The following is a 20745-nucleotide window of genomic DNA, read 5'->3' as shown; positions in this document are numbered from 1 at the left end:
GCCGGGCGTGTTCGCCGCAGCGCGGCGTACCGGGTGTTAGGGTGGGTTTCCGTGGGTCGGCAGGCCCAGCTGGTATGTCCCCAGGTAAATCAAGCCCTGCCCGTCTTCACGGAGGTCGCATTTGCGAAAGCACCCGCAAACCACCACCAAGCACCTCTTCGTCAGCGGTGGGGTGGCTTCCTCGCTCGGCAAGGGCCTGACCGCCAGCAGCCTGGGCCAGTTGCTGACCGCCCGTGGGTTGCATGTGACGATGCAGAAGCTTGACCCATACCTCAATGTCGACCCGGGCACCATGAACCCGTTCCAGCACGGAGAGGTCTTCGTCACCGAGGATGGCGCCGAGACCGACCTCGATGTCGGTCACTATGAGCGGTTCCTCGATCGCGATCTGTCCGGGTCGGCGAATGTTACTACCGGGCAGGTGTATTCGACGGTTATCGCCAAGGAGCGCCGAGGTGAATACCTTGGCGACACTGTCCAGGTCATTCCGCACATCACCGACGAGATCAAGCGGCGCATCCTGGCGATGGCCCAGCCCGATGCCGACGGCAACCGCCCGGACGTCGTCATCACCGAAATCGGCGGTACCGTGGGCGATATCGAATCGCAGCCCTTTCTGGAGGCGGCACGGCAGGTTCGTCACGACCTCGGCCGGGAAAACGTCTTCTTCCTGCACGTGTCGCTGGTGCCCTACCTGGCGCCGTCAGGCGAACTGAAGACCAAGCCCACCCAACACTCGGTCGCGGCGTTGCGCAGCATCGGTATCACCCCGGATGCGCTCATCCTGCGCAGCGACCGCAACGTTCCCGAAGCGCTGAAGGACAAGATCGCGCTGATGTGTGACGTCGACATCGACGGCGTCATCTCCACCCCGGACGCGCCGTCGATCTACGACATCCCCAAGGTGCTGCATCGCGAAGAACTGGACGCCTATGTGGTGCGGCGACTCAACCTTCCGTTCCGCGATGTCGACTGGACCGAATGGGACGACCTGCTGCGTCGGGTGCACGAACCACACGAAACCGTGCGAATTGCCCTGGTGGGCAAGTACGTCGAACTTTCCGACGCCTACCTGTCGGTCACCGAGGCGTTGCGGGCCGGCGGATTCAAGCACCACGCGAAGGTCGAGATGCGCTGGGTGGCCTCCGACGACTGCGCGACGGCCAGTTCTGCCGCCGCGGCGCTGGCTGACATTCATGGTGTGCTGATCCCCGGCGGGTTCGGGATTCGCGGAATCGAGGGCAAGATCGGCGCCATCCGGTATGCACGGGCGAACGGCCTGCCGGTGCTGGGGTTGTGTCTGGGCCTGCAGTGCATCGTCATCGAGGCCGCCCGCTCGGTCGGTCTCACCGAGGCTAACTCAGCCGAATTCGAGCCGGCCACACCGGATCCCGTGATCTCGACGATGGCCGACCAGCAGGAGATTGTGGCAGGCGAGGCCGATCTTGGCGGCACCATGCGGCTGGGCTCCTATCCGGCCGTACTGGAACCGGATTCGATTGTGGCCCAAGCGTATGGCACGACCCAGGTTTCGGAGCGGCACCGGCATCGCTACGAGGTCAACAACGCCTACCGCGACCGGATCGCTGAAAGCGGCCTGAAGATTTCGGGAACCTCACCCGATGGCCATCTGGTCGAGTTCGTCGAATACTCGCCGGACGTCCACCCATTCATCGTCGGCACCCAAGCGCACCCGGAGTTGAAGAGCCGGCCCACCCGGCCGCACCCGCTGTTCGCCGCGTTCGTCGGGGCTGCGATCGCCTATAAGGAAGTCGAACTGCTGCCGGTGGAGATCCCCGAGCAAGCGTCCAACGGAAACCAGCACCGAGACGGCGTCGCACAGCCGGTACCTGAACCCGCTGCCCGTGGCTGAGCACGTTTTCGAGACGACATCGTCCGAAACTCTGCACACCGGAAAGATTTTCGCGTTACGTCGGGACCAGGTTCGGATGCCGGGCGGCAAAGTGGTCACCAGGGAAGTCGTCGAGCACTTCGGGGCGGTGGCCGTGGTGGCGCTGGACGACGACGACAACCTCCTGATGGTCTACCAATACCGCCACGCGTTCGGCCGTCGGCTGTGGGAGCTGCCCGCCGGGCTGCTGGACGTGCACGGCGAGGCGGCGCATCTCACCGCGGCCCGGGAGCTCAAGGAGGAGGCCGGCCTGCAGGCCACCACCTGGCGGGTGCTCGTCGATCTCAACTCGACGCCAGGGTTCAGTGACGAGTCGGTGCGGGTCTACCTGGCCACCGGCCTCAGCCAAGTCGACCGGCCCGAAGCGCACGACGAAGAAGCCGACATGACGTTGCAGTGGTATCGCCTTGCCGATGCCGCCCGCAAAGTGCTCAGCGGCGAAATCGTCAACGCCATTGCCGTTGCGGGGATTCTGGCCGCCCAAGCGGTGAGCACCGGGTTCGCCGAGCCGCGGCCGCTGGATAGCCCCTGGACCGATAGGCCGACAACGTTCGCGGCCCGGCAGGCCGCCCCATGACGACGACGGGGGTGACAGCGGCCCTGGAGTCGCAGATGCAGGATTACCTCGACCATCTGACGATCGAGCGGGGTGTCGCGGCCAACACACTGACCTCGTATCGTCGCGATCTGCGCCGCTACTCCAAGCACCTGTCGGACCGCGGCATTCACGATCTGGCCAAGGTCGGCGAGGCAGATGTCAGCGAATTCCTGGTGGCGTTGCGCCGCGGCGATCCCGAGGCCGGGACGGCGGCGCTGTCGGCGGTGTCGGCGGCCCGGGCGCTGATCGCGGTGCGCGGGTTGCATCGGTTCGCCGCCGCCGAAGGGCTGGCCGAACTGGACGTGGCCCGCTCCGTCCGGCCGCCGACGCCGGGCCGCCGGCTGCCCAAGAGCCTGACCATCGACGAGGTGCTGGCCCTGCTGGAGGGCGCCGGCGGGGACAGCCCCGCCGACGGCCCGCTGACATTGCGCAACAGGGTGCTGCTGGAACTGCTGTATTCCACCGGAGCGCGCATCTCCGAGGCCGTCGGTCTCGACGTCGGCGACGTCGACACCGAGGCCAGGTCGGTGCTGCTGCGAGGCAAGGGTGGCAAGCAGCGGCTGGTGCCGGTGGGGCGCCCCGCCGTGCAAGCGCTGGACGCCTATCTGGTGCGGGGACGTCCGGAGTTGGCACGCCGCGGCCGTGGTACGCCGGCGATCTTCCTCAATGCGCGCGGTGGCCGGTTGTCCCGGCAAAGCGCATGGCAGGTCCTGCAGGACGCCGCTGAGCGTGCCGGGATCACCTCGGGCGTCTCGCCGCACATGCTGCGGCATTCCTTCGCGACCCACCTGCTCGAGGGCGGCGCCGATGTGCGCGTGGTACAGGAGCTGCTCGGCCATGCTTCGGTGACGACGACGCAGATCTACACCCTGGTCACCGTGCACGCGCTACGCGAAGTGTGGGCCGGTGCCCACCCGCGCGCGCAGTAGGCGGCGTCCGCAACAGGCTCGCGGTTACCTGTCAAGGCCTGTGGATCGCTGACTGCACGCGCGCCGCTTCACCCCGTAAGCACATGGAGTGATCTCCTTGCGCGCCATGATGATGCGTGGCGGGACCTCCAAAGGGGTCTACCTACTCAAGTCGGATCTGGATGCGACCGGCTTCGACCCGGATGTGCTGCTTCCGGCCCTGATGGGGTCTCCCGATCGGCGTCAGATCGACGGGCTCGGTGGCGGCGGCTCGACGACGAGCAAGGTGGCAATCGTCGGCCCCTCGAGTCGGCCGGACTGCGACGTCGACTATCTGTTCGCTCAAATTGATATCGCGACCTCGCGGGTGGACTGGACACCGACGTGCGGGAATCTACTCGCCGGGGTCGGGCCGTTCGCGATCGAACGCGGTCTCGTCGTGGCCACCGACGGACACACTGCGGTGCGGGTGCGTCTGGTGAATACCGGTGCGACGGTGGTTGTTTCGGTACCCACACCCGACGGTTGCGTCGGCTATGAAGGCCGCTGGGAGATCAGCGGCGTGCCCGGCCGCGCGGCTCCGATCGACACCGTGTTCAGCGACTTCTGCGGCGGCCGGACCGGTATGTTGTTTCCCACCGGAAATGCGGTCGACAACGTTGGGGGAGTGGCGATTACGGCGATCGACGCCGGAGTGTGCGCGGTAGTCGCCGAGGCTGGCTACTTCGGCCTGACCGGCGACGAATCGCCGCAGCAACTCAATAGCGATCGAGCGATGCTGGAGCGGCTGGAATTTGTGCGTCTGCGTGCCGCATCGGCGATGGGCCTAGGCGACGCCCGAGGATGTGTGCTGCCGAAAGTCATGCTGGTGTCCAAGTCGACTCGCGGCGATATCCGCTCACGCTACTTCGTGCCGGACAGCTGCCATCCCGCACACGCGGTGTCCGGGGCCATCTGTCTGGCGACTGCGGCCACCGTCCGCGAGACGGTCGTCGCAGGACTGCTTGCACGACCGTTCCAGGCCGGTTCGATTGCGATCGAGCATCCGGCGGGTACGATGAGCATCGAAATCACCCGTCGCGGTGCAGATTTCGGGATTAGCGCGGCGGCGCGCAGCACCGCACGGAAGTTGTTCGACGGCTATGTATTTGCCGACCTGAGCCGGAAGACCGGTTGAATGCGGGCCGGGATGTGGACGCTGATCCTGACGGCAGCGCTGGGGTGGCTGTTCTTGACGTTGCTGGTGCCGTCGGGATGGCTGATCGCGGCGCTGCTAAGTGCGGGAGGCGTGGCGGTGCTGACGGGCCGACAGCTGACACCAGCCCGCATCGTGCTGCGACCGGCGCAGGGGTGCATCGGTTTGCTGGCCACCGCGCCGCTGGCCGAGCAGGCCGCCCCGACGATGGTTCGTTACCTGGGCATCTCTGCTGCGTGCTCAGGCGCCACGCTGATCGTCTGCTTGTTGTGCACCCTCGTTTTGGTTCGGGCCGCCAAGACGCTGTCGCCGGCGACTGCGCTGCTGTCCACGCTGGCCGGTGGCGCCAGCGGAATATCAACGATGGCGCCGGATTTGCGAGTGGACCACCGGTACGTGGCGTTGTCGCAATACCTGCGGCTGGTGGTGGTGACGTTGACCCTTCCCGTCGTCCTCAAGCTCGCCGGCGCAGCACCCGTCGCGTCGCATGTCGAAGGCGGAGGTGTTCCGGTGATCACCGCGGCGGTAGCAACAGTGGTCATCCTCGGCGGCGGGTATGCCGCGCTGAAGCTGAAATGGCCGGCGCCGTTCCTGCTGGGCCCCATGCTGGTCGGGTTGCCGATCGCTTCAATCGCCTCAGCCGGCCACCACCACCTCGCGCTCGGCCTTCCGCCCGTGGTCAGCACCGCCGCCTTTGTCGTGATCGGCTGGCAGGCCGGCGGCTCGTTCACTCGCGGCGCCATCCGGCAGTTTGCCCGGCTGTTGCCGCTGACCTGCACTTTTATCAGCGTGACGATTGGCGGATGCCTCGGTTTGGCGGTCCTGCTGTCGTCGTGGACAAGCCTGTCGTTTCCGCAGGCTTACCTGGCGACCACTCCGGGTGGGATCTACGCGGTGTTGGCGACGGCGGCGGACTCGGGAGCCGCGCCCGTCGTGGTGACCATGCAGGTATTTCGTCTGCTGGTCATGTATCTGGTCGCCGTCATCGGCACCAAACTGCTTCGGTCGGCCCCTGCGCCGGCGATGCTCTCTCCGCCGCGCAGCTCGTCGCGGGTATTCGCTGCTTGAAATGCCTGCGGGTCGCCCGGCGCCGGCGGACGGACCCGTTAGACTTTCCTGCGATGTTCACCTCCCGAACACCTCGACTACCTCAGCGTTCGAAGCGTTGGACCGCGAGCGACGGGGCATGACCGACCAACCCGACAGCGCTCCCGAGATCGGCCTGACCGGACGGCCGCCGCGGGCGATTCCGGAGCCCGAGCCGCGCACTTCGCACGGCCCGGCCAAGGTCGTGGCGATGTGTAACCAGAAAGGCGGCGTCGGGAAGACCACATCGACGATCAACCTGGGCGCCGCGCTCGCCGAGTACGGCCGCCGGGTGCTGCTGGTGGATCTAGACCCGCAGGGCGCGCTTTCGGCGGGCCTCGGTGTGCCGCATTACGAACTGGACCAGACTATCCACAACCTGCTGGTGGAGCCGCGGGTGTCAATCGACGACGTGCTGCTGCACACCCGGGTCAAGAACATGGATCTGGTGCCCAGCAACATCGATCTCTCGGCCGCCGAGATCCAGCTGGTCAACGAGGTGGGTCGGGAGCAGACGGTGGCCCGGGCGATCTACCCGGTGCTGGATCGCTACGACTATGTCCTGATCGACTGTCAACCATCATTGGGCCTGCTCACCGTCAACGGGCTGGCCTGCGCCGACGGCGTGGTCATCCCGACCGAGTGCGAGTTCTTCTCGCTGCGCGGTCTGGCGCTGCTGACCGACACCGTCGACAAGGTGCGTGACCGTCTCAACCCGAAGCTGGATATCAGCGGCATCCTGATCACCCGCTACGACCCGCGGACCGTCAATTCGCGCGAGGTCATGGCCCGCGTCGTGGAGCGGTTCGGCGACCTGGTGTTCGACACGGTGATCACCCGCACAGTGCGTTTCCCGGAAACCAGCGTTGCGGGCGAACCCATCACCACCTGGGCGCCGAAGTCGGGCGGGGCAATCGCCTACCGTTCGCTGGCCCGCGAATTCATCCACCGATTCGGCGCGTGACGGCCCCTGAGAACGTTGCGAACGGTGAGTCGGCACAGCAGAGCGGCTCTCCCGACGGTTTTCGGGTCCGGCTGACCAACTTCGAGGGGCCGTTCGATCTGCTGCTGCAGTTGATCTTCGCCCACCGCCTCGACGTCACCGAGGTCGCGCTGCACCAAGTCACCGACGATTTCATCGCGTACACCCGCCAGATCGGTTCCGAACTGGGATTGGAGGAAACCACCGCGTTCCTGGTGGTCGCCGCGACCTTGCTCGATCTCAAAGCCGCCCGGCTGCTGCCGGCCGGGCAGGTCGACGACGACGAAGATCTGGCGCTGCTGGAGGTGCGTGACCTGCTCTTCGCGCGGCTGCTCCAATACCGCGCTTTCAAGCACGTCGCGCAGATGTTCGCTGAGCTGGAGGCCGCCGCGCTGCGCAGCTACCCGCGCGCGGTGTCGCTGGAAGACCGGTTCGCCGGCTTGCTGCCCGAGGTGATGCTCGGCGTCGACGCCGAACGCTTCGCCCAGATCGCGGCGGTCGCGTTTATCCCGCGGCCGGTCCCGGTGGTCGACACCGAACATCTGCACGAGGTGAAGATCTCGGTTGCCGAACAGGCCCAGCACTTGTTGGGGATGTTGCAATCGCGGGGCAGCGGGCACTGGGCGTCGTTTACCGAGCTGGTCGCGGACTGCGGGACGTCGATCGAGGTCGTCGGGCGTTTCCTGGCGCTGCTCGAGTTGTATCGATCCAGGGCGGTAGCATTCGAGCAGTCCGAGCCGCTTGGCTTGCTCCAGGTTTCGTGGACCGGGGAACGGCCGACCAGCGAAGTGCGAGACGAATCATGACCCGCGCCGGCGACGATGCAGAGCGAAGCGATGAGGAGGAGCGGCGCTCGATGTCCGACGTACAGCCCGATCTCGAGTTGGACATCCCGGACGCTTCTGAGCCCCCCGAAGTTGAAGCGCTGGATCCCGAAGAGCTCGGGTCGGCGCTGGAAGCGTTGTTGCTGGTGGTGGACACTCCGGTGACCGCTGAGGCGTTGGCAGCGGCGACCGAGCAACCCGTGTACCGGATCGCGGCCAGGCTGCAACAGATGGCCGACGAACTCACCGAACGTGACAGCGGCATCGATTTGCGGAAAACCGGCGAGGGCTGGCGGATGTACACGCGCGCCCGCTTCGCCCCCTACGTGGAGAAGCTGCTGCTGGACGGGGCGCGATCCAAGCTGACCCGGGCCGCGCTGGAGACGCTGGCTGTGGTCGCCTACCGCCAACCCGTCACACGTGCGCGAGTGAGCGCGGTTCGCGGTGTGAATGTGGACGCCGTTATGCGGACCCTGTTGGCCCGCGGCCTGATCACCGAAGCCGGCTCCGACGCCGATACCGGGGCGGCGACGTTCGTCACCACCGAGCTGTTCCTCGAGCGTCTGGGGTTGTCGTCGCTGACCGAGCTCCCGGATATCGCACCGCTGCTTCCCGACGTCGACACCATCGAGGATTTGAGCGAATCCCTGGACAGCGAGCCACGTTTCATCAAACGGCGGTCAGTCGGCAGAGCACACCATAGCGTTCGACGTGGACCAGGATTGATGGTCTTGCCGGAAGAGATTCACGGAACGCGCCTGCAAAAGGTGTTGTCCCAGGCCGGGATTGCGTCGCGGCGGGCCGCCGAGAAGCTGATCGTCGAAGGTCGCGTCGAGGTAGACGGTCAGCTGGTCACCGAGCTGGGTACCCGGGTCGACCCGGACACGTCGGTGATCCGCGTCGACGGGGCCAGGGTGGTGGTCGACGACTCGCTGGTGTACCTGGCGCTGAACAAGCCGCGCGGCATGCACTCCACGATGTCGGACGATCGCGGCCGGCCGTGTATCGGCGATCTGGTCGAGCGCCGGGTTCGGGGCACGAAGAAGCTGTTTCACGTCGGACGGTTGGACGCCGACACCGAAGGGCTGATCCTGCTGACCAATGACGGCGAGTTGGCGCACCGACTGATGCATCCCTCTCACGAGGTGCCCAAGACGTATCTGGCGACGGTGACGGGATCGGTGCCACGCGGGCTGGGTAAGCGGCTGCGGGAGGGGATCGAGTTGGATGACGGCTCGGCGTGTGTCGACGATTTCGCAGTGGTGGACAGCATTCCGGGAAAGACGTTGGTGCGGTTGACATTGCACGAAGGACGCAACCGCATTGTGCGTCGGCTGCTGGCCGCGGCGGGCTTTCCGGTGGAGTCTTTGGTGCGCACCGAAATCGGTGCGGTGTCGCTGGGAAAGCAGCGTCCGGGCAGCATCCGGGCTTTACGTCATGACGAGATCGGGCAGCTTTACAGGGCGGTGGGCCTGTGAGTGACGTAGTAGTGGCGATCGACGGCCCGGCCGGGACCGGAAAGTCTTCTGTATCAAGGGGATTAGCACGTGCGTTAGGGGCTCGCTACCTGGATACCGGGGCCATGTACCGGATTGTGACGCTGTCGGTGCTGCGCGCCGGAATTGACCCGACGGACGCCGAGGCGGTCGGGCAAAGCGTGTGCGATGTGCCGTTGTCCGTCGGATATGATCCCGACGGGGATCGCTGTTACCTTGCCGGAGAAGATGTTTCGTCGGAAATTCGAGGCGACGACGTCACCCGCGCGGTTTCTGCGGTGTCCTCCGTTCCGGCTGTGCGCACCCGGCTAGTCGAGCTGCAGCGCCAACTGGCAACGGGTGCAAGCAGCGTGGTCGTGGAAGGCCGCGACATCGGAACCGTGGTGCTGCCCGACGCGCCGGTGAAGATCTTTTTGAACGCCTCGGCCGAAACTAGGGCCCGGCGACGCAATGACCAGAACGTTGCGGCGGGGCTTGCCGACGACTATGACGGCGTGCTGGCAGATGTGCGTCGCCGCGATCATCTCGATTCGACGCGGGCGGTGTCGCCCCTGCGAGCGGCTTCGGACGCGGTGATCGTCGACACCAGCGACATGACCGAAGCCGAAGTGATCGATCATCTACTGGACTTGGTGAGGCAGCGAAGCGGAGCGGTGCGGTGACCCAGGACGGTACCTGGGCCGACGAAAGCGACTGGCAGCTAAGCGATTCGGAGGAAGTCGAGGTTGGGCCGGCGCCGGTGGTGGCGGTGGTGGGTAGGCCCAACGTCGGCAAGTCGACGCTGGTGAACCGGATTCTTGGCCGTCGTGAGGCCGTCGTGCAGGATGTTCCCGGCGTGACGCGAGACCGGGTCTCCTACGACGCGTTGTGGACCGGCCGCCGGTTCGTCGTCCAGGACACCGGTGGATGGGAGCCCGACGCCAAGGGCTTACAACAGCTGGTGGCCGAGCAGGCGTCGGTGGCTATGCGCACCGCCGATGCGGTGATCCTGGTGGTCGATGCGACCGTCGGTGCCACCACCGCCGACGAGGCGGCGGCCCGAATCCTGCTTCGGTCGGGCAAGCCAGTCTTCTTGGCCGCCAACAAGGTTGACAGCGACAAGGCTGAGGCCGACGCCGCGGCATTGTGGTCGCTGGGGCTGGGTGAACCGTATGCGATCAGCGCGATGCACGGTCGCGGCGTGGCCGACCTGCTCGACAAGGTGCTGGCCGCGCTGCCCGAGGTGGCCGAATCGGCATCGCGCGGCGGCGGTCCCCGGCGGGTGGCGCTCGTCGGCAAGCCCAATGTGGGCAAGAGTTCATTGCTGAACAAGCTGGCCGGCGACCAGCGTTCGGTGGTGCACGAAGTCGCCGGCACGACCGTTGATCCGGTGGACTCGCTGATCGAACTCGTCGGCAAGGTCTGGCGATTCGTCGATACCGCCGGCCTGCGCCGGAAGGTGGGACAGGCCAGCGGGCACGAGTTCTACGCGTCGGTGCGTACGCATGGGGCCATCGATCTGGCCGAGGTCGTGATCGTGCTGATCGACGCGTCGCAGCCGCTCACCGAGCAGGATCTGCGGGTGCTGTCCATGGTGATCGAGGCCGGACGGGCGCTGGTGCTGGCCTACAACAAGTGGGATCTGGTCGACGAGGACCGGCGCGAGCTGCTGGAGCGGGAGATCGATCGCGAACTGGTGCAGGTCCGCTGGGCGCAGCGGGTCAACGTCTCCGCCAAGACGGGGCGGGCGGTGCAAAAGCTGGTGCCCGCGATGGAGAGTGCGCTGGCGTCGTGGGACACCCGGATCGCAACCGGTCCGCTCAACGCGTGGATCAAAGAAGTGGTGGCGGCCACGCCGCCTCCAGTGCGCGGCGGCAGGCAGCCGCGAATCCTATTCGCCACCCAGGCCACCGCTCGGCCGCCGACGTTTGTGCTGTTCACCAGCGGTTTTCTGGAGGCCGGTTATCGACGCTTCCTGGAACGACGGCTGCGCGAGGCGTTCGGGTTCGAAGGCAGCCCGATCCGGATCAATGTGCGGGTGCGCGAGAAGCGGTCAGCCAAACGCCGCTAGGTAGTCGCTATCGGCCCGCCGTCGTGCCGCCGGGTTCTGTTTTGGCGCCGAGCGTGCACTGGCTGCGAAATCGGGCCGCTTTTTCACGGTGGATGCACGTTCGGCGATCGCATTGCCCGTAGATTTGCGAATTGTGCGCTCGCGGTCCGTAGCAGGATGACAGTTCGGCTGCGGTAGGCTGTCGACCTGCTGCCGGTGATCGAGGCGGCGATCCGGGCTGTGGCGCAGTTTGGTAGCGCACTTGACTGGGGGTCAAGTGGTCGCAGGTTCAAATCCTGTCAGCCCGACGCAGGTCATGTCTCGGGACATCGATGACAGGTGTCCCGAGACACTGTTTACACCTGATTTTGATGAGCTGCGCCTTCGACATGGCTGACCTCCCCACTTGCAGAAGGTGTCAACTATGTCGCGAGACAGCTGCCAACTATGTCGTGAAACCAGACACTGTCAGCCCGACAGGCGTTATCTGCCCTGGTCTGAGCTGCCGAGCGCGGCTTCGCGTCGACACACCGTGGTGACCCTCCTGAGCGATTAGCGCCTGTGGCGCCGATCTGACACCTAAAATTCTGCGGGTGTTCATCGGCGATGTGCGACGAGCGCCGGTGCGTGTCCAACTGACCCGCACCTGGCCGGCGTTCGCCGTCGCGGCGATTCTTGTGTTGCTCGTCGGATTGCAGGTCATTGCGAGCGGCGCCGGATTTCAGGGTCCGCTACACAGTCTGATCAGCGACTACGTCGCCACCCCGAAGTCGGCCACCGTGTCGTGGGTTGGTTTCGGTCTGGCCATGGCTGGATTGTCTAACCGGTACCGGATCGTCGCGCTGTCGGCGGCCGTCTTTCTCGATGTCGTATTCACTGCGGAGAGGTTGTTCCGCGGTGGTGTGTTGGCATTCGGCAACGGGCCGCTGATCGTGCTCACCGCCTTGGCTGTCGTGGCATTGCGACGCTGGGCAAAAGCCGAACCCACCGCCGCCTACCGTGGGGTCGCTTTCGGCGTTTTGCTCATCATCGCGACGAAGGTCGGCGACAGCTGGTTGCGGATCACCGCGATTATTCGGCCAATGGTCTTCGACGAATACGCGCTTTTGGCCGATCACGCGCTCGCGCAACCATCGTGGCTATTCGGCCGGCTCGTCCACTCAGGCGGTCCGGTTCTCAACGCCGCGCTTCACTGGGTGTACATCGAGTTGCCCATCGCGGCACTAGTGGTTGCGATATACCAGCTGCGCAACGTCGGCACCCTCGGCTGGCCGCGTCACTTTCTGGTGCCGACATTCCTGGTGCTCGGACTGATCGGGCCCGTGATCTACCTGTTGTTCCCGTTAGTAGGCCCCGAATTCGCGTTCGGGGGCGCGGGCCGAGGCTTCCAAGTCGGCGACTACTGGCCACACGCGTTGCCGCCGATCAATGTCTCGCCGAGAGCCGTTGCTTTCGACGACCTGACTCCGCGTAATTGCATGCCGTCGATGCACACGGCCTGGGCACTGGCGGTCTTCATCCATTCCCGTGGCGGACCACGTTGGTTACGCGCGGGCGGCACGTTCTGGCTGGTGTGCACCATCGCAGCGACCCTTGGCTTCGGTTACCACTACGGCGTCGACCTCGTGGCGGGCGCGGTGTTGTGCCTGACGGTGGAAGCGGTGTTGCGCGAACCCTTGCGTGGCCGGATCTGGTCGTCGATGGGGCTGGTGGCCTCTGGGGCGGCGTTCCTGACAGTCCTGTTGCTGTGCTGCCGTTATCTCGCGGAGGCCATGGCACGCCATCCGCTGCTTTTCGGACCGCTCATCGTCGGGGCGACGATGGTTTTCATCACGGCCTTCTACGCGACCTTCTTTGCCCGGCCAACCGCGTCTATGGAAGCTAGGACTCTGTCCGTTCGCGGCGGCTTCGCCGCGGCCATGATGGCTGGGGAACCCGCGCCCTTAGCCGAGACCGGGCCGGGCCGGCTTTAGCGCCGACTGCCACGATCCTTTTCAGCTCCGTCATGGTGGTTACTGGGGCCGGTTATGCAGCGCGTTCGCGGCCGACAAAATCATGCCCGTTGCGTGACAGCAGAAATGGGTAAACAACGCAGTAGCGCGTCAGGTTGGCAATCAGCTCACTAGTCGGAAGGCGGCATCGGATGGTTCGTCAGGAGGGGGGCCGGTGGGACGTCGGTTCCAAGGAAAACGCGGTTTACCTCGAGCGCATCTCTGAGAGCGACGAGCAATTACTCGACGATTTGTTGACACCTGAGGAGGCCCGTGAACTCGCCGGGCTTTTGACGAAGTACGCAGACAAACTCGACGAGTCCAAGGACTCCGACAAATCCGAAGACTCCGACAAGTCCAAGGACTCCGACAAGTCCGACAAGTCCGACGAGTCCAAGGACTCCGACAAGTCCGACAAGTCGGACAAGTCCGACGAGTCCAAGGATTCCGACGAGTCCGACGAGTCGGACGATTCCGACGAGCCAAAAGACTCCGAGGAATCTGACGACTCCAAGGACTCCGACAAGTCGTCGGATTAATCCGGTCTTAGCGGTTGATTCCCCAGAGCAGCCCGGTAACTCCGTCGCTCACGAACGACTCCTCGGCCCCGCCAGCGTGAACAAATACCGTATCGACAGCACACCTCACCGATTAGGTTTGTCGCCATGGCTGACGGCGGCGGGAAGCGTTTATACGGCTGGACCGGCGCGAGCTGGTGAGCCAAGTGCATGAACAGCTCGACGAGCTGGCAGCAGCTCGCGACCAGATGGAACAACTGGTACGAGTGATCGTCGAGATCGGTTCGGATCTGGACCTAGACGTGACGTTGCATCGAATCGTCAGTGCGGCGATGGAGCTTACCGATGCCCGGTACGGAGCGTTGGGTATCCGCGCCTCCGACGGCGCCCTGGCTTCCTTCGTCCGCTCGGGAATCGACGAAGACACAACGCGGCGACTCGGCGATCTGCCGGTAGGTGATGGACTGCGCGTCAATGATCTGGATGGTCATCCATCGGCCACCGCGCTGCAGGCACACGACCCGCCGATGCGAGCACTGCTGGGAATACCGATCATCGTGCGGGTCGCTGACTTCGGGAGCCTCTACCTCGCCGACGACCGGCCCGACAAAGCTTTTTCCGACTTTCACGAGGGCGCGGTTCGGGCTTTGGCCACAGCGGCGGCGGCTGCAATCGACAACGCGCGGCTCTTCGAGCGAGAACGCGAATCGGCGAAATGGACGAAGGCCAGTCGTGAGATAACGACCGCGCTGCTATCCGGCGACCCGCAGACGGGGCCGTTGCAGCTGATTGTGAACCGGGCGCTGGAGTTGGCGGGTGCTGAGCAGGCGATCCTGCTGGTTCCGCGAGAGCCAGATCTGCCCGCCGATGAAGTCGACGCCCTTGTCGTGGCCGCTACGGCGGGTCGCTACGCCTCGGAGGTGATTGGTCGGCAGGTTCCGATGGACGGCTCCACCACCGGAGGCGTCGCCCGTCGCGGTCTCCCGCTCATTACCGATTCCTTCCAATACCCGATCGAAGGGTTCACCGATGTCGGTGAACGCTCGGCGATCGTCATGCCGCTGGTCGCCGACGAGAGGGTGCTTGGTGTCATTGCTGTCGCACGCCACCCGCATCAGCCGCCATTCGGCAACGACTACCTCGACCTCGTCAGTGACTTCGCCGGACACGCCGCAATTGCGTTGGCGCTGGCGGCAGGTCGCGAACATGCACTCAACCAGGAACTCGCCCAAGCCGATACCGTCGATGACGCAGTGAACGCGGCAGCCGAGGAACTGCGCCGACTATGGCGGGCCCGTCGAGTTCTCGCCGTCACCTTCCCGACCCAGCGTTCGTCCGTGGAAACCGCTTCTCGCGCACCGCAGGTGGTGTCGGTCGGGGAGCCCGCGCAGTGGGCCGACCTGCCATCCGATACGCGGCAGATGCTCGGCTCATTGCGCGATGGCGACCTGCTCACTCCGAACACAACACAGCCGGGGACGGCAGGCATCGCGCTGCAACACCCCGAGGGCGTGCTCGTCGTCTGGCTCGATCTGGCCGAGCAACGGGCATTCACTCTCGAGGACCAGACCTTGCTGACCGTGCTGGCGGGCCGCCTGGGCCAGGGGCTGCAGCGGGTGCATCAGGTTGACCAGCAGCGCGAAACCGCCCTGGCGCTGCAACACGCCATCCTGGGCCCGGCCCAGCTACCGCGCGGGTTCGAGGTGCGTTATCAGGCCGCCACCCGGCCGCTACAGGTCGGCGGTGACTGGTACGACGTCGTCGACCTGGAGGACGGGCGCATCGCCCTTGTTGTCGGGGACTGTGTCGGCCATGGCCTCTCCGCCGCCACCGTGATGGGCCAGGTGCGCAGCGCCTGCCGCGCCCTGCTGTTCGAAAACCCAAGCCCTGGTGCGGCTCTCAGCGGGATGGACCGCTTCGCCGCGCGCCTGCCGGGCGCCCCGGGCACCACCGCCGTCTGCGCGGTGCTCAACCCCGCCACCGGCGAACTGGTGTACTCCAGCGCGGGGCACCCGCCGCCCATCCTGGTCCACGCGGACGGCACCATCCAGATGCTCGACGATGGCCACACCATTGCGTTGGGAATACGACCTGAGTGGACCCGCCCCGAAGCCCACGTGACCATGCCCGCATGCGCAACCTTGCTGCTGTACACCGACGGTCTGGTCGAACGTCGCCGCAGTGCATTGGAGCACGGCATCTCCCGTGTCTCCGCTCTCGTTCGCGACGGCCGGGCCACCACACTCGACATTTTGGCGGACCAGATTATGTCCCGGCTCGCCCCACGCGGCGGTTATCAGGACGACGTTGTCCTTCTGCTTTACCGCCATCCCGCCCCGCTGGAGCTGAGTTTCGCCGCCGACGTCAGCCAGCTTGCACCTGCCCGTACGGCTTTGCGCAACTGGTTGACGCGAGCCGGGATGGATCCCGACCAGACGACGAACGTGCTCGTCGCCGCCGGAGAAGCCGTCGCCAACGCGATTGAGCACGGTCACCGCCACAATCCCGAGGGCGCGATCAGCCTGTGCTCGACCGTACTGGTCGACCGTGTGCAAGTGACTATCACTGACACCGGCTCGTGGAAGCCTCCGCAACCGGGTACCGACCTCGATCGCGGCCGGGGTATTGCCCTCATGCGAGGGCTGATGCACGAGGTGACCATCCACCCCGACCGCACCGGAACCACAGTCCACCTATTGGCGAGGATCACCTGATGCCGACGTCGCTCACCCTCGAAACCGCGCACTGCAGCGACCGGGAACTCGTGCTGATCGCAGCCGGGGAAATCGACTTGAGCAACATCGACGCATTCACCCAAGCCCTCACGGCCGCCACCGCCGAGGCGGCCGGCAGCGGTGGAAGGCTTACCGTCGATCTCAGCGCGGTGGAGTACCTGGACAGTGCCGCCATCAACGCCTTGTTCAGCCGCGCCGACCGCATCCACCTCATCGCTCACCCGCTGCTGATGCCGACGCTCCGGATCAGCGGGCTAACCGAACTCGTCAGCATCCAACCTGCGCCGCAGCGAAATCCTGCTAACGGCGTTCCTTGAGCCCGACGATCAGGCCGGGATTCCGATTACATTGAGGCGTAGGTAATGAAGAACGGGTAAGGTAATGAAGATGGATTTCACCATTACCGTGACCAGGAAGGGGCAGACGACGCTCCCGGTCGCCGTTCGTCGTCGGCTTGGTCTGGCCGACTCGGGTGGGGTGTTGCGCGCGCATCTGGACGAGGACAGAGGTGAACTCATCATCACCGAACCGCCGAGTGTCAACGAGTTGAGCGAACGCGTCAGTCGACATATCAAGCCGGGCACCCGGCCGTTGCTGGATGTCGATGACTTCTACCAGTCCCGGCATGAGCCGCGGGGGTGATCCCTACGTTTGGCGGTTCGCTGGACGCCAATGTCGTACTACGGCTGCTGCTCAACGATGTTCGGGACCAGCATGCGGCGGCAGTTGCGCTGATTGAAAGTTCTGATGCGCGATTCGTCGTGTCGGACATCGCGGTCATCGAGGTCGTCTTCGCTCTGTGCCGCCACTACGAATTCAGCCTCGCAGCCGCAGCCGAGGCGATCGAGGGCCTTATGTCATTGACCCAAATCGACTGCAATCGTGTCATGTTCAAGCGCGCCCTGCCGCTCTTCACCGAACACCCGAAACTGTCGTTCGAAGACTGCTGTATGGCGACGTACGCAGAGTTGTCGAACTCACAGCCATTGTGGACCTTCGATAGGAAGTTGGCCGGCCAAACCAAATCGGCCCGACTGGTGCCGAAGTCGTAGGGCTAAATCACGTCCGACTCACGTCCGGCCGGGAAGCTTCATTACCGTGCGCACGATCGGCAACAGCGACTTCTGCCAAAGAGTCGGCGGAATGCCAAAGGGCGCATCGAGATTGAATACCCGCGCGGCCGCGATTGTTTGCGATTCGGTGTATTTCAACAGTCCCTCGGGGCCGTGCCTGCGGCCGACACCCGAGATTCCCATCCCGCCCATCGGGGCGCTGAGGCTGCCCCACGCGAACGCGTAGCCCTCATTGACGTTGACCGTCCCGGACCGCAACCGGCCTGCGATCGCCTGACCCTCTGCGGTAGAGCGTGCCCATACGCTGGCGTTGAGCCCGTACGCGGTGTCGTTGGTCTTCTCGACGGCTTCGTCCACGTCAGCGACCGGGTAGATCGAGACGAGCGGCCCGAACGTCTCGTTGGCCGCGCACTCCATCTCCGGCGTGACGTCGGTCAGCACCGTCGGCTCGTAGAACAGCGGTCCGATCTCGGGTCGGGCTTTGGCGCCCGCAATCACCTTGGCGCCCTTGGCCGTCGCGTCGTCGACATGTTGTGACACCGTCTCCAGCTGATCGGCGGAAATCAAACTACCCATGTCGACAGAGAAGTCGTAGGCGGTGCCGAGCTTCATGTTCCGGACGGCATCACCGAACTTGCGGGTGAAGTCGTCGGCGATGTCCTTTTCGACGTAGATCCGCTCAATGGAGATACACAGCTGGCCCGCGTTCGAAAAGCACGCGCGAGTGGCCGCCTTCGCGACCTTGTCGAGGTTGGCGCCCCGCGTCACAATCATCGCGTTCTTGCCGCCTAGTTCGGCCGAGAAGCCAATCAGCCGCCGGCCACAATGTTCCGCGAGTCGGCTGCCCGTCGCGGACGAGCCGGTGAACATCAGGTAGTCGCAGTTCTCGGTGATTGCCGTGCCGACGACGGAGCCTGGGCCGGGCACGATCGCATACAGCGCCCGCGGCAGGCCGGCCTGGTACAACAGCTCGGCACACGCGAGCGCGCAATACGGCGTCTGGCTGTCGGGCTTGAGCACCACCGCGTTGCCCGCGAGCAGTGCGGGCACCGAGTCCGACGCCGTGAGCGTCATCGGGTAGTTCCATGGCGAGATCACCCCGACCACACCCTTGGGCTGATAGCCGACCGTGGTCTTGCCGATTGCCGGCAGCAGCGCCTGCACCTTACGCGGCTTCAGCAGGCCCGCGGCCACCCGCACGTAGTAGTTCGCGTTGGCCATCAGGTCGACGATTTCCTCCTGCGCCGCCCACCGGGCCTTGCCGGCCTCGGCCTGCAGGAGGTCCATCAGGAACCCGCGGTTCTCGATGACCAGGTCGCGATAGCGGCGGACGACCTCGATCCGCTCGCCGACCGGACGTCTGGCCCAATCGACCTGTGCCGCACGAGCTTCGGCGAATGCGGCCTCGACGTCCTCGGCGGTGCCGATCGGGATCGTGGTCAGCGGCTTGCCGGTGAAGACCTCCTCGATCGTCTTGGTCGGGCGTGCGGCGATGTCTTTGATTGCGGCCAATTGACGTAAGCGGTCGAAGACCTCGGCGGACGGTGCAGGCATGTCGTTACCTCCCCAGGAAGCACAGGCGTCCAAAGCACCAGACTATAGGCCTGCGATACCGGGTCGACCAGCGTCGAAAAGCCAGTGGGAGGTCAATGCGGCGCGGCTAAGCGCATGGAGTTGATGTAGTAGACCTCGTGCCCGGTTGGGTATCCGCCGCCGTCGGTGGCGATATGAACGTGGTCGTAGTGGTTGGCGGTTTCGTTGCCGTAGTCCGCCGTCCAGCTGCCGGCGCCGACGCCCGGGTAGATCTTCTGCCGCCAGATCACGTGGTTCACTCCCCAGCGCTTCGCGTTGGCCAGGGCATACCCGGCAATCTGGTTACCGAGCTCGATGCCCTGAGGGCTGCCATGGTCGGGGATCATCACGTCGATCGCCAACCCGTTGGGATGCCACGGCAAGGGATCCTGCCGGAACCCGCCGATCGTGGAGATCTGCGGAAACAGCACGCTGATGACGCGGGCCGCCCAGATGGTGTGGATCTGCAAACCACCTTCCGGTGCGACGCCGGGAGATAACGCGAACTGGAAATCCTGGGCACTGGTCGGCGCGGTTGCCGCCAATGCCGCCAACGCTTGCACCTCTTCGGGACTGGCGGTGTGCGGCGCCGCGGACGGCGCGGCTGCCGGGCTCGCCTGGCTGGTCGGTGTTGCCGCCGGGGCCTGAGCGCAGCAGGCCGGCTTGGTGCTCTGGGCGTAGATCATGCCGGCAGAGACGACGAGCGAGGCCGCGATCGCCAGCCAACGGCCCCGGCCATTGGCTAATAGGTCTCTGCTCACGAACAGCACTTTAGTGTCGTGTGGGGCGCGTGGGGCAATGTTTGTTATCTCTTGGTGTCCAAAACATCTAAAACATCTGCGCGGTGCTCAGCGGCCGGTGCGCTCGCGGTGCTTGCAGCCCGGCCAACAGCAGGGCCGGCGCTGGCCTTCCTCCAGCTCCTCCTTGGTCCGGCGAATGCGGCGCTTTCTGGTGACCTCTTGCTTGGCATCCTCGACCCAGCAGATGAACTCGTTGCGCGCCAACGGCGTGATGTCCTTCCAGGCGGCAAGCGCCGTGGTGTTGGCGATCAGGGTCTCGCGCAGGTCGGCAGGTAGCTTGTGCACGACCCCACCGGGGATTCGTTGGCTCACCGGATCAGGGTAGCTGGATTCCGTCAGCGTCCTGCTTCGATATCAGCGACGACGGCAGCCGCGTCGGGACCACAAAGTTTTTGCAGATTCACACCGCCGGCAGCCAGTAGACCGTCGATGCGGCGTTTGAGGTTTCCCGACGTGAGATGGGAATAGAGGTTCGCCCCCGGGCAAGAGGTGCCCGGCGCGACGTCGCGATGGCCCGCCAGGGTGTCGCTGGCCAACCCGAAAGTTTGTGCGGCCCAGGCAAACGCCAGAGCGGCTCCGTTGAGTTGGGCTTCAGTCACATCCTCCACGTCGAAGTCGCCTTCGCAGAGCACGAGGAAGTGGCCGGTCGTGTCGTAGTCCGTTGCGGTGTCGCCCGCCAACGTGGGCGTGCGCAACTCGTAGATGTCGCCATTGCGGTCGACGCTGACGTGATAGGCGATGTCAATCCACCCGAGCTGGTCTTGGTGGTAGCGCTGGTGCTGGCGCAAGCGCGCCGGGGCCTTGCGGTTGTCACCCAGGACTACGCCCGAGTGGTGGATGGTCATCCGGGTGAGCGTGTGAGCCCTGCCGCCGGGGCGGGCGGGACGGGCTCCCCAGGCATCGCGGCACAACAGCACGGCCGCCGTTTGCGTGGTGGGGGAAACGGTGGGCGCAGGCGGCGGGCTTGGGGCGGAACTGATGCCGGCGCTGCCAGGTGCAGTGGTGGCCGGGTTGGGGCTCGAACTC

Annotated in this window: 20 protein-coding genes, 1 tRNA gene and 1 pseudogene; 18 read left to right on the top strand and 4 right to left on the bottom strand. The window is 65.3% G+C overall.

Annotation, left to right across the window (positions count from 1 at the left end; all coding sequences use genetic code 11):
* The first annotated feature begins 121 nt into the window (after positions 1–121).
* The 18 genes and pseudogenes from pyrG (at position 122) to AC5Y21_RS09910 (ending at position 17326) form a co-directional block, all read left to right on the top strand.
* Positions 122–1873: a CTP synthase gene (gene pyrG / locus AC5Y21_RS09995; RefSeq protein ID WP_499911843.1), complete on the top strand. Its 1752-nt coding sequence runs from the start codon at positions 122–124 to the stop codon at positions 1871–1873.
* Positions 1866–2489, top strand: a complete 624-nt coding sequence (locus AC5Y21_RS09990) for an NUDIX domain-containing protein (RefSeq protein WP_499911841.1) — start codon at positions 1866–1868, stop codon at positions 2487–2489. Before pyrG ends, AC5Y21_RS09990 begins: the two co-directional genes overlap by 8 nt.
* Entirely contained in the window at positions 2486–3439 is a 954-nt protein-coding gene (gene xerD / locus AC5Y21_RS09985; RefSeq protein ID WP_499911840.1) for a site-specific tyrosine recombinase XerD, read from the top strand. The genes AC5Y21_RS09990 and xerD overlap by 4 nt, the downstream gene beginning before the upstream one ends.
* 88 nt (positions 3440–3527) lie before the next feature.
* The gene (locus AC5Y21_RS09980; protein WP_499911838.1) at positions 3528–4595 is read left to right on the top strand and encodes a PrpF domain-containing protein; all 1068 of its coding nucleotides are present in this window, start codon (positions 3528–3530) and stop codon (positions 4593–4595) included.
* Positions 4596–5681, top strand: coding sequence for an AbrB family transcriptional regulator (locus AC5Y21_RS09975; RefSeq protein WP_499911836.1), 1086 nt, complete (start codon positions 4596–4598; stop codon positions 5679–5681).
* A 118-nt stretch (positions 5682–5799) separates the two neighbouring features.
* Positions 5800–6663, top strand: coding sequence for a ParA family protein (locus AC5Y21_RS09970; protein ID WP_499911834.1), 864 nt, complete (start codon positions 5800–5802; stop codon positions 6661–6663).
* Complete coding sequence (locus tag AC5Y21_RS09965) at positions 6660–7487, top strand: segregation/condensation protein A (RefSeq protein WP_499911832.1); 828 nt, start codon at positions 6660–6662, stop codon at positions 7485–7487. Before AC5Y21_RS09970 ends, AC5Y21_RS09965 begins: the two co-directional genes overlap by 4 nt.
* Positions 7488–7537: 50 nt before the next feature.
* Positions 7538–8231 (top strand): annotated as a pseudogene (scpB, locus tag AC5Y21_RS09960) (SMC-Scp complex subunit ScpB).
* A complete protein-coding gene (locus tag AC5Y21_RS09955) occupies positions 8228–8983 on the top strand; it encodes a pseudouridine synthase (RefSeq protein WP_499911830.1) in 756 nt (251 codons plus the stop codon). Before scpB ends, AC5Y21_RS09955 begins: the two are co-directional and overlap by 4 nt.
* The gene (cmk, locus tag AC5Y21_RS09950; RefSeq protein WP_499911829.1) at positions 8980–9663 is read left to right on the top strand and encodes a (d)CMP kinase; all 684 of its coding nucleotides are present in this window, start codon (positions 8980–8982) and stop codon (positions 9661–9663) included. The genes AC5Y21_RS09955 and cmk overlap by 4 nt, the downstream gene beginning before the upstream one ends.
* A complete protein-coding gene (gene der, locus AC5Y21_RS09945) occupies positions 9660–11051 on the top strand; it encodes a ribosome biogenesis GTPase Der (protein ID WP_499911827.1) in 1392 nt (463 codons plus the stop codon). Before cmk ends, der begins: the two co-directional genes overlap by 4 nt.
* Positions 11052–11264: 213 nt before the next feature.
* Positions 11265–11338: transfer RNA gene (locus tag AC5Y21_RS09940), tRNA-Pro, on the top strand.
* Between the two features lie 285 nt (positions 11339–11623).
* A complete protein-coding gene (locus tag AC5Y21_RS09935; RefSeq protein WP_499911826.1) occupies positions 11624–13003 on the top strand; it encodes a phosphatase PAP2 family protein in 1380 nt (459 codons plus the stop codon).
* A gap of 170 nt (positions 13004–13173) precedes the next feature.
* Positions 13174–13560, top strand: a complete 387-nt coding sequence (locus AC5Y21_RS09930) for a hypothetical protein (RefSeq protein WP_499911825.1) — start codon at positions 13174–13176, stop codon at positions 13558–13560.
* Between the two features lie 227 nt (positions 13561–13787).
* Positions 13788–16253, top strand: coding sequence for a SpoIIE family protein phosphatase (locus tag AC5Y21_RS09925; protein WP_499912065.1), 2466 nt, complete (start codon positions 13788–13790; stop codon positions 16251–16253).
* The gene (locus tag AC5Y21_RS09920; protein ID WP_499911824.1) at positions 16253–16591 is read left to right on the top strand and encodes an STAS domain-containing protein; all 339 of its coding nucleotides are present in this window, start codon (positions 16253–16255) and stop codon (positions 16589–16591) included. Before AC5Y21_RS09925 ends, AC5Y21_RS09920 begins: the two co-directional genes overlap by 1 nt.
* Before the next feature lie 70 nt (positions 16592–16661).
* Positions 16662–16916, top strand: coding sequence for an AbrB/MazE/SpoVT family DNA-binding domain-containing protein (locus AC5Y21_RS09915; RefSeq protein WP_499911822.1), 255 nt, complete (start codon positions 16662–16664; stop codon positions 16914–16916).
* Positions 16913–17326 (top strand): PIN domain-containing protein, encoded by a 414-nt coding sequence (locus tag AC5Y21_RS09910; RefSeq protein ID WP_499911821.1) that lies wholly within the window; start codon positions 16913–16915, stop codon positions 17324–17326. The genes AC5Y21_RS09915 and AC5Y21_RS09910 overlap by 4 nt, the downstream gene beginning before the upstream one ends.
* A gap of 18 nt (positions 17327–17344) precedes the next feature.
* Here the strand turns inward: AC5Y21_RS09910 and AC5Y21_RS09905 are convergent, their stop codons facing one another.
* The 4 genes from AC5Y21_RS09905 to AC5Y21_RS09890 form a co-directional block, all read right to left on the bottom strand.
* Positions 17345–18901, bottom strand: coding sequence for a succinic semialdehyde dehydrogenase (locus tag AC5Y21_RS09905; RefSeq protein ID WP_499911819.1), 1557 nt, complete (start codon positions 18899–18901; stop codon positions 17345–17347).
* Between the two features lie 92 nt (positions 18902–18993).
* On the bottom strand, positions 18994–19680 hold the full coding sequence (locus AC5Y21_RS09900; RefSeq protein ID WP_499911818.1) for a VldE C-terminal domain-containing protein: 687 nt from the start codon (positions 19678–19680) through the stop codon (positions 18994–18996).
* Between the two features lie 87 nt (positions 19681–19767).
* Entirely contained in the window at positions 19768–20019 is a 252-nt protein-coding gene (locus AC5Y21_RS09895; protein WP_499912063.1) for a YdeI/OmpD-associated family protein, read from the bottom strand.
* Positions 20020–20054: 35 nt separating this feature from the next.
* Positions 20055–20745 (bottom strand): peptidoglycan recognition protein family protein (locus AC5Y21_RS09890; RefSeq protein WP_499911816.1); only part of this gene is annotated, 691 nt, incomplete at its 5' end.

Source organism: Mycobacterium sp. NGS41 (genome assembly GCF_059812725.1).
The sequence above is the reverse complement of the archived record's forward strand: the minus strand, read 5'-3'. Positions and strand labels throughout refer to the sequence as shown.